The 15,230-nt window shown below is 37.9% G+C and carries 12 protein-coding genes; 4 read left to right on the top strand and 8 right to left on the bottom strand.

The window, feature by feature from the left end:
* Positions 1–66 precede the first annotated feature (66 nt).
* A complete protein-coding gene (locus QM524_RS15790; protein ID WP_283345308.1) occupies positions 67–2,898 on the top strand; it encodes a T9SS type A sorting domain-containing protein in 2,832 nt (943 codons plus the stop codon).
* A gap of 216 nt (positions 2,899–3,114) precedes the next feature.
* Here the strand turns inward: QM524_RS15790 and QM524_RS15785 are convergent, their stop codons facing one another.
* From QM524_RS15785 to greA, 4 genes are all read right to left on the bottom strand, one after another.
* Positions 3,115–3,708 (bottom strand): DUF6992 family protein, encoded by a 594-nt coding sequence (locus tag QM524_RS15785; RefSeq protein ID WP_283345307.1) that lies wholly within the window; start codon positions 3,706–3,708, stop codon positions 3,115–3,117.
* A gap of 67 nt (positions 3,709–3,775) precedes the next feature.
* Positions 3,776–4,246: a redoxin domain-containing protein gene (locus QM524_RS15780; RefSeq protein ID WP_095160229.1), complete on the bottom strand. Its 471-nt coding sequence runs from the start codon at positions 4,244–4,246 to the stop codon at positions 3,776–3,778.
* A 115-nt stretch (positions 4,247–4,361) separates the two neighbouring features.
* A complete protein-coding gene (locus QM524_RS15775; RefSeq protein WP_283345306.1) occupies positions 4,362–6,425 on the bottom strand; it encodes a BatA domain-containing protein in 2,064 nt (687 codons plus the stop codon).
* Between the two features lie 235 nt (positions 6,426–6,660).
* Complete coding sequence (greA, locus tag QM524_RS15770) at positions 6,661–7,134, bottom strand: transcription elongation factor GreA (protein WP_095160227.1); 474 nt, start codon at positions 7,132–7,134, stop codon at positions 6,661–6,663.
* A 428-nt stretch (positions 7,135–7,562) separates the two neighbouring features.
* Here greA and fmt point away from each other — a divergent pair, with 428 nt between their 5' ends.
* Positions 7,563–8,486, top strand: a complete 924-nt coding sequence (gene fmt, locus QM524_RS15765) for a methionyl-tRNA formyltransferase (protein ID WP_283345305.1) — start codon at positions 7,563–7,565, stop codon at positions 8,484–8,486.
* Between the two features lie 215 nt (positions 8,487–8,701).
* Here fmt and QM524_RS15760 read toward each other — a convergent pair whose 3' ends face one another.
* The 4 genes from QM524_RS15760 to QM524_RS15745 form a co-directional block, all read right to left on the bottom strand.
* A complete protein-coding gene (locus QM524_RS15760; protein WP_283345304.1) occupies positions 8,702–9,781 on the bottom strand; it encodes a M15 family metallopeptidase in 1,080 nt (359 codons plus the stop codon).
* 278 nt (positions 9,782–10,059) lie between these two features.
* Positions 10,060–10,935 carry a DMT family transporter gene (locus tag QM524_RS15755; protein WP_283345303.1) on the bottom strand — a complete coding sequence of 292 codons (876 nt, stop codon included), beginning with the start codon at positions 10,933–10,935 and terminating at the stop codon, positions 10,060–10,062.
* Positions 10,936–10,985: 50 nt separating this feature from the next.
* Positions 10,986–11,561 (bottom strand): peptide deformylase, encoded by a 576-nt coding sequence (gene def / locus QM524_RS15750; protein ID WP_095160223.1) that lies wholly within the window; start codon positions 11,559–11,561, stop codon positions 10,986–10,988.
* Positions 11,562–11,687: 126 nt separating this feature from the next.
* Entirely contained in the window at positions 11,688–13,166 is a 1,479-nt protein-coding gene (locus QM524_RS15745; RefSeq protein WP_283345302.1) for a cryptochrome/deoxyribodipyrimidine photo-lyase family protein, read from the bottom strand.
* A 211-nt stretch (positions 13,167–13,377) separates the two neighbouring features.
* Between QM524_RS15745 and QM524_RS15740 the strand changes: the two genes are divergently transcribed.
* Positions 13,378–14,055, top strand: coding sequence for a TatD family hydrolase (locus QM524_RS15740; RefSeq protein ID WP_283345301.1), 678 nt, complete (start codon positions 13,378–13,380; stop codon positions 14,053–14,055).
* Positions 14,056–14,168: 113 nt separating this feature from the next.
* Positions 14,169–14,783: an inorganic pyrophosphatase gene (locus QM524_RS15735; protein WP_095160220.1), complete on the top strand. Its 615-nt coding sequence runs from the start codon at positions 14,169–14,171 to the stop codon at positions 14,781–14,783.
* Positions 14,784–15,230 lie beyond the last annotated feature (447 nt).

Below are 15,230 nucleotides of genomic sequence, written 5' to 3'. Positions count from 1 at the left end.
TTATAATAAACAAGTATTACAAAGCCTCAGTAGATTTTGGAATGAATAAAAACTGAATGTAGATTTATGCTTTTTTTGAGAAAATTATTAGGTATCATAGTTATTTTATTGGGAAGTATTAGTGTAAGTTTAGGGCAGTTTTCCATTACTTCGCCACTAAACCGCGCTGTTTATCAACGTAATAATGCTGGTGTGGCCACAATTACTGTTTCGGGTACATACGAGCAGCAAGTAGATAGAATTGAGGCCAGATTAATTGCTATCAACGCAGGTCAAGGCAATCCAGGGGAATGGAGTGATTGGAAAACCCTAAAAGATTTTCCTACGAATGGAGGGTTTTCAAGTTCGATGACCATTAATCAAGGATGGTATCGAATGGAAATCAGAGGCGTACTCAATAATAACGTAGTAGGAAATATTGCTTCCATTGACAGGTTTGGGGTGGGAGAGGTATTTATTATTGCAGGTCAGTCCAACGCCGAAGGTTTGTTTAACATGGGCCAACAAGGCGCTCAGGATGATAGAGTAAATACCTTTGGTAATGCCAATGACCAAATAAATGGAGGAACCTCTTATGCTACATTGAGCCCCTTTACGCAACTAAGTGCCGATACATATATTGCCCCTAGAGGAAAAGGTGCGTATTGTTGGGGAAAACTTGGAGATTTATTAGCTGCAAAGCTCAATGTACCTATTCTTTTCCTAAATGCAGGTTTTAATGGTACTTCAATAGAATCATGGTTTGTTTCCTCTATAGGTGGTAGTGCTTCAAATATATATCTTGGAGGGTATTATCCCAATCGGTTACCTTATAGCGGATTAGAATCAGTATTACAGTATTTTGTTCCTTTATTAGGGGCAAGGTCTATATTATGGTGCCAAGGAGAGGCAGATAATTATCCATTTAGAACATCTCAATCTGATTATACAGCAAAGCTTCAAGTTGTTATCTCAAAAACAAGAGAGCAACTTGGAAAAAATATCGCTTGGGTTATAGCACAAACCTCTGCTAGTGTTGCGCCCAATAATTGTAATCCTTCAAATGCGTCTGAGTCATGGGAGCCAGTACTGGCAGCACAACGTACAGTAGCTTCAAGTATGACCAATGCATTTTTGGGGCCTTATACAGATAATATCCAAAATCCAGGAAGGTCAGATTGTTTACATTTCCATGGCGACGGGCTATTACAGTTAGGCCAAGCATGGAGCAACTCTCTAAATGATAGCTTTTTCCAGAATTCAGTACCACAAGCACCAACAGTACAGCCTCAATTATCTTTTGCTTGTGGAAATAATACTTTAGATGTGACCATGCCATCGGGATATAATCAGTATCAATGGTCTCGTAGTGTTAATTTTGAAAGTGCTATTTTCTCTACTCAACAAAAAGTAACACTTTCTAATGGTACTTATTACGCACGTGCGATCGATAGCCGTGGTAATGTGATGCAGTTTTCACCCATTTTAGTGAGAACTACGACCCCACAGACCGTTACTACAAACCCATCAGGAACTGTTGGTGTATGTCAGAATGATGGTTTGACTGTTTCTGCTTCAAATGGTGTTGCCTTTCGTTGGAGTACTGGAGCCTCTGGACAAAGTATTGCTCTTAACAGCGCAGGAAATTATACCGTTACAGCAGTCGACAATTCTGGATGTTTGACACAGTCTGCTCCATTGACAACTTTTATAAAAGCTTCTCCTGCGCAACCAACGATTAGTGCGAATAGTGCTTTAGAGTTTTGTGCGGATTCACAGGTAACATTAACATCTTCGGGTCAAAACTTGGCATACCGTTGGTCTACAGGCTCAACTTCCGCAGCGATTTCTGTAAATCAGTCAGGGTCTTATACCGTTCAAACGATTAACTCGGAGGGTTGCTCTTCATTTGCCTCTAATGCAGTTGTGGTAAAGGTAAATCCCTTACCAGTTACGCCTAATATTGTTCCAAATGGACCAACAACCTTTTGCTCAGATACAAGTGTTGATTTGATCTCTTCGAATACAGGAGCTGTAAGTTATAAATGGAATACAGGTACTACAACGAGAACACTCAATGTTCGTCAAAGCGGAAATTATACTGTACAGACTGTAGATGCTAAAGGTTGTTTCTCTTTGAGTTCTTCTCCATTAACGATTAAAGTAAACCAAATTCCTGCAACTCCAACTACTTCGTGGAGCAAGGATACCGTTTTCTGTGATGGTGATAATACTGTTCTTCAAATGGCTTTAGCCAACGGAAACTATCCTACTTGGGTGGCAGTACAAAGTGGAAAAACAAATCAGTATCTTGTACAAAACCTCAATGTTACTTTATCTGGAACATTTAGAGCTTTCCAAACAGATAATAATAACTGTAACTCAGCGCTTTCTTCACCAATTTATGTAGCAGTAAAACCTACTCCTGCAAAAGTTTCGGTAGATGAAATTGTACGTTATAGCCCTTATTCTATTGGAGTTGCCAACCCTCAAACAGAACAATATATCTGGACTTGGAATGGAACTCAGTTGAATGGTTCGACTAGTCAAATCAAATTGAGTGACCCAGGCGATATTCAGGTGACAGCCAAGAAGCTTTATTCAACGCAGAGCTACGGTACTAAGTTTTGTCTTTCTCCTATTTCCGACAGAAAAAATATACAGTTATATGAGGATGGAGGATTTGCTGTATATCCAAACCCAAGTAATGGTGCATTTACACTAGATACTCGCTATCCATGGGCAAATCTCAAAGTCGAAGTGTACACCAATCGTGGTTCGCTTGTTTATGCTTCTGATATAGCTACTTTCGAAACTAAAAAGGATATTAATTTAACGCAGTTGCCAGAAGGTCCATATCTGATAAGAATTAGAAATGAAAACTTTACAGCAACCAAACATGTACAAATTAATCGCTAGTTATAGTTAGGTTTAAAGGAGCCATCCCGAATTTTAAGATTGGGGTTATTCTCTAAGTTTTCATCAAAAAAGCGGTCAGGAAATATTTCCTGACCGCTTTTTTGATGCTACTATGCTAGATATCACTCAGCTTAAGAGGCAATCATTGCGACTCTACAGCCAGAATACAATTTTTAAATTATCACTCATTCACTCAATTTCAAATCACTCAATTATTTAAAATACCCATGTGAGTGAAATCCTTTGTCCATCAAATGCTATTTGGTTGAGGAGCTTGCTGTGCTTTACACCATGTTTATGGTGAAGTAAGTACATGGCACCATCAAATAAGAATAAGAATCCACCCTGTAAGATCAGTGATTGTCCATATCCTTTGAGCATTTCTGGAGAGTTGCAGCTCGTTGAGCTTCTATTCAGTAAATATGCTCCAGTACCAATATACACTAAATCAAGCCCTGTATTGATGAGAAAAAGTTTTTCAATTTTCTTTTGTGAAGCCCTATTTGTCTCCCAATTGTTAGGTAGCCGTTGTAGTTGTTTGTTGGCCTGCAAAGTACTTAGCGCTGCTAAGCCTCCATTTACAATATTCCAATAAATGTTCATTTGATGGAAATATTTAGTGCTTCCTTGGGTTTGCCCAGTAGCTATGCCGCTGGCAATCATATTGGCCGCCGCCCAACCTCCCAATACTTTCATACCGTCTTGGTTGATTCGAATTTGCTCTTTATAAAACAAATTAGGGTCTGTTGTTTGTGAAAAACAACCAGACCCTAAAAGTACACCAATGAATATGGTAAAATATTTTAGCATAAGTAAAAGGTATGAATGTGAATGAATAGTAGTTGATATTTAACAACTACTATTCATTACTCTTAAACTAAGCTAGTGATGCTAATGTTTCTTTTACATTGGCAAAATTTGGAATATCGCCAGCGTTTTCCAACACTTCAGCATATTGAATAATACCTTCAGCATCAATTACGAATGCCGAACGTTTAGAAACACCTTTAGTCCCAAAAGCAAATGTATCGTAAATACTTTCATAAGCTGTTGAAACTTCTTTATTGAAATCAGAAAGCAAATGGAATGGAAGATTTTGCTCTTCTTTGTATTTTCCTAAAGTAAATAAAGAATCTACCGATACCGCCAAAATTTCAGCTTTAAGGCTTGAATAGGTAAGAATATTATCGCGCATTTCACACAATTCTGCTGTACATACGCTTGTAAATGCAAATGGGAAAAACAACAATACTACGTTTTTGCCTTGATAATCTGCCAATGAAATTTCAGCTTTCTCTGTATTATAAAGCGTGAATGCTGGAGCTTTATCGCCTTTTTGTAATGCCATTTTGATAATTGTTTTGAATGTGAAATCAAGATAACCCTGATCTTATAAAATAACTAAGTGACTGCAAAAATGTTTTTGATTAACTGCTCGTTGCTAGTTAAAGCTCTTGCTGAAATTATTTAAAAAATCTCACTAACAAGATTTCTATCGCCAAAAATAGAAGTGCACTAATCAAGAAATAGCGCCACAACGCTTTTCCAAAGTTTTGTTCTTTAAATGTTTTGACAAAATCGGTATCATCAATTTGGTCAAAAACCTGAACGTTTTTCTGATTGCCAAAAATAGATTTTAATTCTTCACTCGAATAAAATTCCATTTGTGACTCGCTGTGGTCATGATTAAAGGCCAAAATACGATCTACTTTTCCATTATTCATCAATTCATAGTAGCCTGATTCTATTTCTTGACCTTCATTGAGTTGATTTGCTTTGGGAAGCTCAATGGTCAGTTGCTTACCGTTAAGTTGCTGAATCGGAATCAGTTCGAGCTTGCCTTTTTTGAGCTTAAAGCTTGTGTTTGCATTAGCATTATCTACTTCTAACGTAAAAGTATTTTCTTTGAACGAATACGCCGATGGTTCTTGACGAACACTAAGCGCACCGATTTTGTACATAATTGGGACAAACAAGGCATTTCGAGCAAAGTCTCCCCATTCTTTGGCGAGTGGCGAGGCTACCAAGTATATTTCACCTTGACCAACACTTGTACTGCTCAAATAAGGCATGCCATTGCGAAACTGTAAAAGCTTTTCGCCAGCTACTTGCCATGTCAAATTCGCCGATTGTGAAGGCATTTGCAGCAACGCACGAAGATTTGAGCTGTCGAAAATATCACCAAAGAACCCACCAGATTTGCTAGGCTCAGCTAGAATACTTAAGTCAGATGGTGTAGACGATTTGAGTTGAATGTTGCGAATACCGTACTTTCCTAAAAATGAATTATAATTGGCTATATCAGGAGCCGTAGGAGGGATCACCATGACCGAACCGCCAGCTTTGATAAAATCTTGTAGGCTCACACTCAAACTGCCATCTATCACTTGCACGCCTTCGACCACCACCAAATCTGCGGTTCTGATTTGACCTACATCTACATTACTTGCCGAAACACTACGTAACACAAACACGCTATCGTTTTCAAAAACGTGTTGGACAAATTTTTCTGGAGCACTTTGCCCAAATAAGTGAAGGACACGAATTTTAGGAGCAGCATGCAACACAAAGTAAAAATCATTATCGAAAGTAACAGGCGTATCATCAAAAGAAATTCTTCCTTTTTTGAAGCCTTTATCTTTTACGGTAAAATTAAAATTAGCAGTGGCAGCGCCATGAGCATCGATATTGGCTACCGCCGAAGCAATCTGTACTTCGTCAACAAATAGTTTTATCGGTAGGTTTTGCACTGCTCTTTCGCCAGTATTAGAAAGTTTTACCGTCAAAGTGTTCACTTGCATTTCTCTGATAAAAGGCGTATTTAACCAAACTGAGTCTACAAAAACGTTTTGTATAGCTTTGGCTTGCACAGGAACTAAGAATACGGTACTCGAAGTATCTACTTTTAAGCGATTGAGAGCGCCAGCGGTACTTTTTTGAAAATCAGAAAAAAGGATAAATTGATTTCCACCTTGAGATTGATGTTTGGCTGCAAGACTGATTTGGCGCTTGAGCACGTTTTCGACGGTACGAGGCGTATGGGTGTAATCAATGGTTGTGGTTCGCTCCTTGATTTGTTGGGTATTGTTCAAGCTATGTTCTTGTGCCGAAAAATCGTTGGTGACCAATTGCAGTCTCGAACCTTGCGGAAACGCCGTTAGTAGTTCTTCTACTTTATTGATTGCTTTGTCGAGATAACTCTTTTTGTTCAACTCGTTTTGCATCGATAGAGAGTTATCGATATACATGCTGGTCAAGCCAGCACTTTTGGCAATATTCCCCGACTTTGGAGTAAGAATAGGCTGAGCAAAAGCCAACACCAAGCAAATAATCGCTAGGATTCTGGCGGCCATAATCAGCAAATGCTTGAGTCTGCGAAAGGATGAAGTGGTCGTGTTAACGGCTTTTAAAAAAGCGACATTGGTAAAGTAAACCTTTTTGGTCCTGCGAAAATTAAACAAGTGAATGATAACAGGAATGGCTGCCGCTAGCAAAGCCCACAAAAAACTAGGATATAAAAATTGCATGTACGAAATATAGGTCTTATTTCAGGGTTTTAGTTTGACAACGATAGATGCTCGAAAAAATTTGCTAAGCAAGTACTTCGTTCCATTCTTGTAGGGTAATGTTTTGAATATTATTATAAAACTACAAAAAAGCCCTCATTGATTTATCTCAATGAGGGCTTTTGCAAAATTTATTCCAAAATATTTATGGACTTTTCGCTAGAATAAAAGCTTAGAGGAAGTAAAGCAGAGAATATTAGCGAGAAATTTCCAAAATATCGAATTCTAGTTTTCCAGCAGGAGCGGTAATTTCGGCTACGTCACCTACTTTTTTGCCGAATAAACCCTGACCAAATGGCGAAGAAATTGAGATTTTAAATGCTTTTAAATCAGCTTCTTCTTCCGACACGATCGTGTAGGTTACCTCCATACCATTACGGCGGTTTTTGATTTTAACTTTGGAAAGAATCGAAACCTTAGAGGTATCAATAGAAGATTCATCTAATACACGTGCATTAGCTACGATTTCTTCCATTTTAGAAATCTTTAATTCCAATAATCCTTGTGCATCTTTGGCCGCATCATACTCCGCATTTTCACTAAGATCGCCTTTGTCACGAGCTTCAGCAATTTGTTTAGCCATATCTGCACGTCCTTGGATTTTAAGGAAATGAAGTTCTGCTCTTAGCTCATCAAGTTTTTCCTGCGTATAATACTGTACCTTTGCCATACTGTTCTGCTATGTTTAAAATGTTTTAGACTGATTTGGTGGTGAATACAAAAAAAATTACTGACAATTTCTTGCCAGCAAAAAGACGGAATTCCCAATTAAAGTTTCAACTCAGACAAATAAAAAAGAACGGCTTCTGACCGTTCTACAAGATTTTAAGACCTTTGTAGAAAATCGAAGTTATATTTGTGCCGTTATTGCTTGTGTTCTTTTCATTTTGTGTGAATTGAGATTACAAAGATAGCTTATTTTTATGCTTTTTCAAAAAGAAATCCCTTTTGTGTTTTTAAAAGAATAAATATAACTGCCTGTTTTTAATCCTGCTTTTCAATAACGAAACACAGTACCAAATTGTTTTGTAAAATGTAAAAAGTGGCTTTTAAAAAACGTTTTTAGAGTTTTAAGAGAAAATAGACAATCAAATAATTATGAGAATTATATTTATGGGTACGCCCGAATTTGCGGTAGAGAGTTTAAGAATTTTGGTAGAAAATGGTTGCGAGGTTGTGGCTGTCGTAACAGCTCCCGATAAACCAATCGGGCGTGGGCAAAAGTTGGGTATGTCGGCTGTGAAAGAGTATATATTGAACAATGCACCACACATTCCTATTCTACAACCTGAAAAGTTGAAAGCTCCTGCATTTTTGGAAGAACTCAAAAGTTATCAGGCAGATTTACAAATCGTAGTTGCTTTTCGAATGTTACCAGAAGTGGTTTGGCAAATGCCACCTTTGGGTACATTTAACTTACATGGTTCATTATTGCCGCAATATCGTGGTGCAGCACCAATCAACTGGGCAATTATTAATGGCGAAAAAGAAACGGGGGTGACTACCTTCTTTTTGAAGCATGAAATAGATACAGGCTCTGTGATTTTTCAAGAAAAAGAACCTATTCATGAGGAGGATAATGTTGGAACCGTCTATGAAAGATTGATGAATCTAGGTGCAAAACTGGTTCTCAAAACGGTACGTGCCATCGAATCGGGGAGTTATCCGCAAGACCCGCAAAACGAAAATCAGGTACTACATCATGCACCAAAGATTTTTAAGGAAACTTGTCAAATTGATTGGGAAAAACCCGCTAAAGTAGTGTACGATTTTGTGCGTGGTTTGTCGCCTTATCCTGCAGCATGGACTTTCCTTGGTGACAAGTCTTGTAAGGTATACAAAACAAGTATTGTGACCAGTTTTGAATCCAATGAGGATATTCCTGTAGGGCAGTGGGTAAGTGATCATAAAAGCTATCTATACTTTAAATGCGCCGAAGGGTGGTTAGCGATTGAGGAACTTCAATTAGAAATGAAGAAGCGTATGGGTATCCAAGATTTCTTGAGAGGGTATAAGTTGTAAGTATGCTGTTATATAAATAGTTAACAAAAGTTTTCTCTTAAAAAGATTGTTTACGGTGATAAAGCGTCTTACATTTGCAAGAGATAAAGTTATGCAAGCATAACTTTGAGGATTTTTCCTCTGCTTAATTCACTAATTTTAGCGATAAATACCTAATTACACTAGGCTCAACTTTGTCAAAGTGTAGTCTTTGACAAAGTTGCAAAGCCATTCTGTTATCTCCATTTTCCTAGTTCTAGGGTAATAATGCCTTTTGCTGATATAAGTGAAAGCGTTTGATAACCCAAATCTCCAATCAATACAATATCGTTTAATGCGTTATATGGCGTTTTTTGAAGCAATGCCCTTACCTTTTCTAAGGTGTTGGTATTTATTTGCTTTTTGATTTTTCCACAAGTACAGGGTTGATTTCTGCGAAGCTCATTAAGTAAGGTCAATAAATCCGCTGTATCAACTACTCGATTAATTCTTCCTGCTTTCACTGCTTTTTCGACTGTATTGAGATAAAACTCTCGGTAGGGTTCAAATTCAAATCTTAATACAGGATATTTTTGAACCAAAGTTGCTCCATTTTTGAAATACTGAATATGGCCAGGGTCCATAAAACCGACAAAGTTACCTCCCCAAGTGAGTCCATAATGAGCAGTGAGTGTATCCAAAGGTTTGTAGCTCGCAAGCGTATTCGAGATTCGGTGACCTCTAAAAATGGCAAAATCTGCAGCTAAACCAAAGTTATGCATAGATACAGGCGAGGCAGTACGTTTGCGAGATAGATATTTGCGTTGGTTGGCAATAGAGCGTAAATCAGAAATAACCTTGATACTACTGTGCTTTTCGGCCATTGTGGTTTTGATAGAATCTCGTTTGGCCAGAAAGGTTGCGCGGTCATTTTCAAGAATCCTTGTCCAACGGTCGTACAAATAATGAGGCGTATGAATAAGCGAACCTAAATAAGCCTGCTCGACCCAAGTAGGTGTTACTCCGATTGTTCCTGCAGGATTAGGTATCGACGTTATTTGATTGAGCGAGTCAAGCTTGTAGGCGGTCATTTCCACCTCTTGACGTACCCCCACCGTAGCTACGTAAATAGCAGTGGGTTTGATATTGAGTTGTAAAAAAGTATCGGATTCATAAAAAGGATGTACCATGTCATAAATAGCCAAAGTACTGACCTTTTGTGTGGTATCACAGCCAAGGTCTTGCCATGTGGCATCTTCTACAGAATCTTTTAAAAAACTACAGGCAAGTAATGAAAGAGATAGTAAAGGCAATAATAGTTTAGGGATTCTTAACATAAATAGTGTATCGGGATTATAATGGGCTTTCGGTTTTTTATGTGCATTAGGCTGTAAGTATTCGACAAAAAATATCTGTTTTGGGGACTAGATTGTGGATGAATTAACTACTTTTGGAGATTTTGGAAATGTAAACTCCTCTATTTTGTAAAAAATTAAGGTATTTTACTTTATTTCCGAAATCAGAAATTTCCAATCTGAAATTGTTTAAAACCCTTGGTACAATACTAGTTCACCATTCAACATTATTTCTTTAGCCAAATTAATTCAATTCGAGCCTAGGTTGATGATTTAGACTGAAATTTTTCTCGTTGTGCTACATAAAGACCCAAAATTACCAATGCCGTTCCTATGTAAGTATAAGTGGTAATAGGCTCGTCGAGAAGGACAGAGGCATATAAGAAACCAAAAATAGGGCACAAGAATAACCAAAGTGAAGCCTTGACTGCATCTGTTTTAAGCAAATACAACCAAAGCTGTACTGCTGCAATAGACACAGGAACAACCAACCAAAATACCGAACTCCAGAAGCGTACTGTATAGTGATTATTTTCCCAGTCTGTCATGAAGAATGTAACAGGTAACAACATAATACCTCCTATAAGTACTTGCCAACCATTGATTGTCAACAATGGTAAATCCCATTTTTGTTGAGAATAGTAAATCGTGCCCACCGAATAGGAAATCATACTAGTAGCCAAAATCAATAGTCCATCGACGCTGGCATAACTTTTTACTAATAATGGATAAGTTGCAATAGCTACCCCTAAAATCCCAAGAATTAACCCAGTGAGTTCTCCTTTTTTGATAGCACGTTTCATCCAAATTGCAGAAATGACACTGATAATTAAAGGATTGGTAGCCGTAGAAAGCGAGCCAATGCCAGCAGAAACTTTTTTCATAGCCAAGACGAAACAACCCAAATAGAGGGTTACATTCAAAAAGCCATAAATGGCTAGTTGTTTCCACTCTTTGCCTTGTGGGAGTCGAGATTTTTGAAGAATCAAACTAGCGCTCAACATGATGAATCCAGCAATAAAGAATCGGCAATTACCAATTACGAATGGTTGGGCATCTAATAGTCCAATTTTGGTAGCAGCCGATGCTGAAGCCCACAACATCGCAAAGAATAATCCTGCAAGTATATTTTTCATGAGTATCTACAAAAAATCCCAAATCTGCATTACTAGATTTGGGATAGATGTTATTTGAATTTCATTTTATAGTCAACTTTTACCTTGCCTTTCGAAATGTCGCTGAGCTTATTTTTAAGCATACGTTTTTTCACGGGACTAAGGTGGTCAGTAAACAAAATGCCATCGATATGGTCGTATTCGTGTTGGATAATACGAGCTGCCAAACCTTCATATACTTCTGTGTGTTCGTTCCAGTCGGTATCGTAATAATGGATTTTTACAAATTCTGGTCTGTAAACATCTGCACGAATACCTGGGATAGACAAACATCCTTCTTCAAAACCCCACTCGTCGCCATCTTCTTCTAAGATTTCAGCATTGATGAATACCTTTTTGAAATCTACCACAGAAGGGTCTTTATCTCTTTCGTCAAGGTCTTCGCCTTCATTGAATGGGCGACCATCTACGACAAACATACGGATGCTCATACCAATTTGTGGAGCAGCCAAACCTACGCCAGAAGCCGCATACATGGTTTCGAACATATCTTCGGCTAATTGTTTAACATCAATCGAGCCTTTTTCAATATCTTCAGCTTCTTTTCTGAGAACGGGGTCGCCGTAAGGTATAATCGGATAAATCATTGTGCTAATTTGCTTTGTGTATAGGTCCTATCTTGAGGACTTCTTTGTTATTTCAGAATTTGGTTGCAAAGGTACGGAAAAAACCAGCTTTGCACTACACTTCTTTGCAATCTACCTGAGCCTAAATCAAGACTTTTGTTGAAAAGGTATCGCATGTTTTGTCAAAATAGCCTTTTTGTGTTGCTTAACTTCCGATTTGGCTTTGTGTCCCCAAATCCGCTCCTTTACTTTTTGATGTTCCTTTTCTATGTCCATCAATGGAAAAGGATATGTTTTCCCGATTTCTATTTGATATAAATGCTGTTCCATAGGGGTTAATTTCCAAGGCTCATGAATCAAAGCTACGGGACAATTGGTTAGTTCTGGAACCCATTGTTTGATAAAAACCCCCTCAGGGTCATGATCTTGGGCTTGCTTGGTAGGATTATAAATTCTGACGGTATTGATGCCAGTTACCCCAGCTTGCATTTGAATTTGTGGATAGTGAATGCCAGGCTCAAAGTCTAGAAATTGTTGAGCCAAAAACAAGGCTGCTGGCTTCCAATGATAGGCTAGATTATGAGTCAAAAACGAAACCAGCATAGCACGCATCCTAAAATTGAGATATCCTGTGCTTACCAAACAGCGCATACAAGCATCTACCAGCGGATAGCCTGTTCGTCCTTTAGTCCAAGCTTCGAAATGTTGATGATTATCAGAAAAAAATAAATCATCATAGCCACGATTGAGGTTTTCAAACTCAATACGATCCTCCGACTCAAATTTTTGGATAAAATGACAATGCCAACGCAGTCTTGAGCTAAAGTTTTCGAGAGGCCTTTTTAGGGAAGGACTTTTCTTACTTTGTTGTAAACATCCCTGATACACTTGTTTGATAGAAAGGTTTCCCCAAGCAATATAAGGTGAAAGCCTGCTACAAGATTTGCGCGCTTCGAGTGGTTTTGAGATATGTTTGGAGTAAAATCTGCACCGTTCTTTCCAAAAACTCTGCATATATTTTTGAGCAAACGATTCTCCTCCGGGTTGCATAGGGTGCGTAGGAGTATAATCAGGGCAAATGGCTTGAAAACTGTTTATTTCAAAAGCAGACAAATCTAGGTCTGAGAAAATTGCTTTTGACCAGTTGGGCATTGCCTGTGCTTCGTGCATAAAAGCATACCACGATTTCATCCAATCTCCTCGGTGCATAAGTCCTCTTCTGACTCCATTGCTCTGATATTCGTGCCAAGGAATATGTTGTAATTGTAGATATTTTGAAAGATTTTTATCTCTTTCAAAAGTTTTTGAAATTCCTGTTTCTTGGTAAGAGTAAAGCGAATGAATGGGATAGGAGGAAAGGTGTTTTTCAAAAAAGGATAAGGCTTCTTCTCGAACTACCCAAAGTTTGGCGTTGGGGTGTATTTGGGACAGTCTTTTCTGTAAATCTATTAAGGATTCCCATACAAACTGCCAATGCCGAGGACTATAATGTACATCTTGGATTAAACTTGGTTCGAAGATATACAAAAGTAAAAGTGGCTTCCCCGATTCAATTGCTTTTTGCAAAGGTAGATGATCGAGCAAACGTAAATCTCTTTTGAACCAAATAACCGATATAGATGACATCCTAAATAATATTTCATTGTTAACATGGGCAAATGAGTGAAAAGCATAAACCATAGCTCATTGCCGAATACGGTAACCCGTCTATGATAAATCAATTTGTGGAAGAATTGTTTTAATTTTGAAGTGATGAGACGCCATGTTTCGCGAATCACCAAGATAGATTTTTGGAAAAATCACTCAAGCACTCAATCTCCAATCACTCAATAAAAACATGTTTCTCAATATCCACACGCATCATTTCGAGCCAGACGAATCTATTACTCAGGTGCAAAATCTGATAATAGATTCGGCGATACCTGACGAAGTTTGGATAAAACAGCTTGAGAGTTCATTACCCAATCAATATTTTTCGGCGGGTTTACATCCTTGGTATTTGAAAGAAACTCAATTAGAAGCGGATTTAGCTTTGTTAAAAAGGATTTTATCCCATCCCAAAGTCTTGTTTTTAGGTGAATGTGGCTTGGACAAAATCTGTCAAACAGATTGGACTTTTCAAATAAATGTCTTTAAAACACAAATCCAAATCGCTGAAGAATTCCAGAAGCCTATGGTGATTCATTGTGTGCGAGCTTTTTCGGAAATAATCCAAATTAAAAAATTGTTACGTCCCAAGTTCCCTTGGTTGATTCATGGCTTTAATAATAATGAGCAAATTTTAAAGCAACTTCTTCATCATCAAATGTATATATCTTTGGGAGCGGCGCTTTTACAAGATAAATCAAATGCTGTCCGTTTAATCACATCTATCCCAATTAAGCAGTTATTTCTTGAGACAGACGATAAGAATTGCACAATATCAAGTATCTTTGTGGCTGCTTCTAAGCAATTAGAGGTTGAAGTTGAATATTTACAAGAAAAAATATACGCTAATTTTAAACTAATAGTCTAACATCAAGGCTATCAATTAGTAACAAGCGGAGGAAACTCCTTGCCCTCTATCCTTGATGAAAGACCGTGAGTAATCTCACCAACAACCCGCAGTGGAGACTGCAATTATTACTTATGCAACGTAATTTTTATAAAGCCCATCCTTGGCATGGTATCCAAATCGGAAAGGATATGCCAAAAGTTGTGAACTCATTTATCGAAATCGTATCAACTGATACAGTAAAATACGAAATCGACAAGGAAACAGGGTATTTGAAAATCGACCGTCCTCAAAAATTCTCTAACATTGTACCTGCTTTGTACGGCTTTGTGCCTCAAACATACTGTGGTGAATTGACGGCTGATTTGGCTCGTAGCGCATCTGGTAAAGAAATCGAAAAAGGAGATGGTGACCCTCTTGATATTTTGGTTCTTTCTGAACGTGCTATCACGCATGGTGACATCATTTGCGAAGCTATCCCTATCGGTGGTATCCGTATGATTGACAAAGGTGAAGCTGATGACAAAATCATTGCTGTATTGAAAGACGACTCAATGTACGGTAAATGGAAAGACATCAAAGATTGTCCAAAAAGCATCATCGACCGTTTGGTTCACTACTTCTTGACTTACAAAAATATCCCAGGTGAAGAAAAAGTAGCTGTAGATATCGACGATGTTTATGGTAGCGAAGTGGCTCACCAAGTAATCTTGAAATCTCGTGAAGATTACCGTAACATGTTCGGGTGAAGCTTAGAGCTTGTAACAATTGCTGAGTTTGAAACACTCGGTTCTGCCGAAGATATTCAGTCGCGCTTGTCGTTGGCAGGTATCAAATCGGAAGTTTCGAAAGATGCTCAGTTTGAGTTACAGGTGCTTGAAAAAGACGTTAATAGCGCATCGAAATTGATTGAGTACTTTATGTCTCAAAACTAATATCCTGAAAGCCTAAGCAACACTGTTGCTTGGGCTTTTATTTTTAAATTTTACCTACACCTTTTATCCCTGTCTTTTTCCACACAACACAAATTACTAGAGATACCTTAGCTCTATTTTATTTTTGAATGATTAAGTCCAAGAATGTCGCTTACTCAATAGTTTAAACAAAAGCGTGTAACAATTCGTATAAAAATTAACTTTGCAGTTCTTGACTTAAAAAGGTTTTCAGAGATTTTTAATTTTACCTTACTCTGAAGT

It is taken from the genome of Flectobacillus roseus (assembly GCF_030056595.1).
In the GTDB taxonomy this organism is placed as follows: domain Bacteria; phylum Bacteroidota; class Bacteroidia; order Cytophagales; family Spirosomataceae; genus Flectobacillus; species Flectobacillus roseus.
This window is presented reverse-complemented; position numbering and strand designations above follow the sequence as displayed.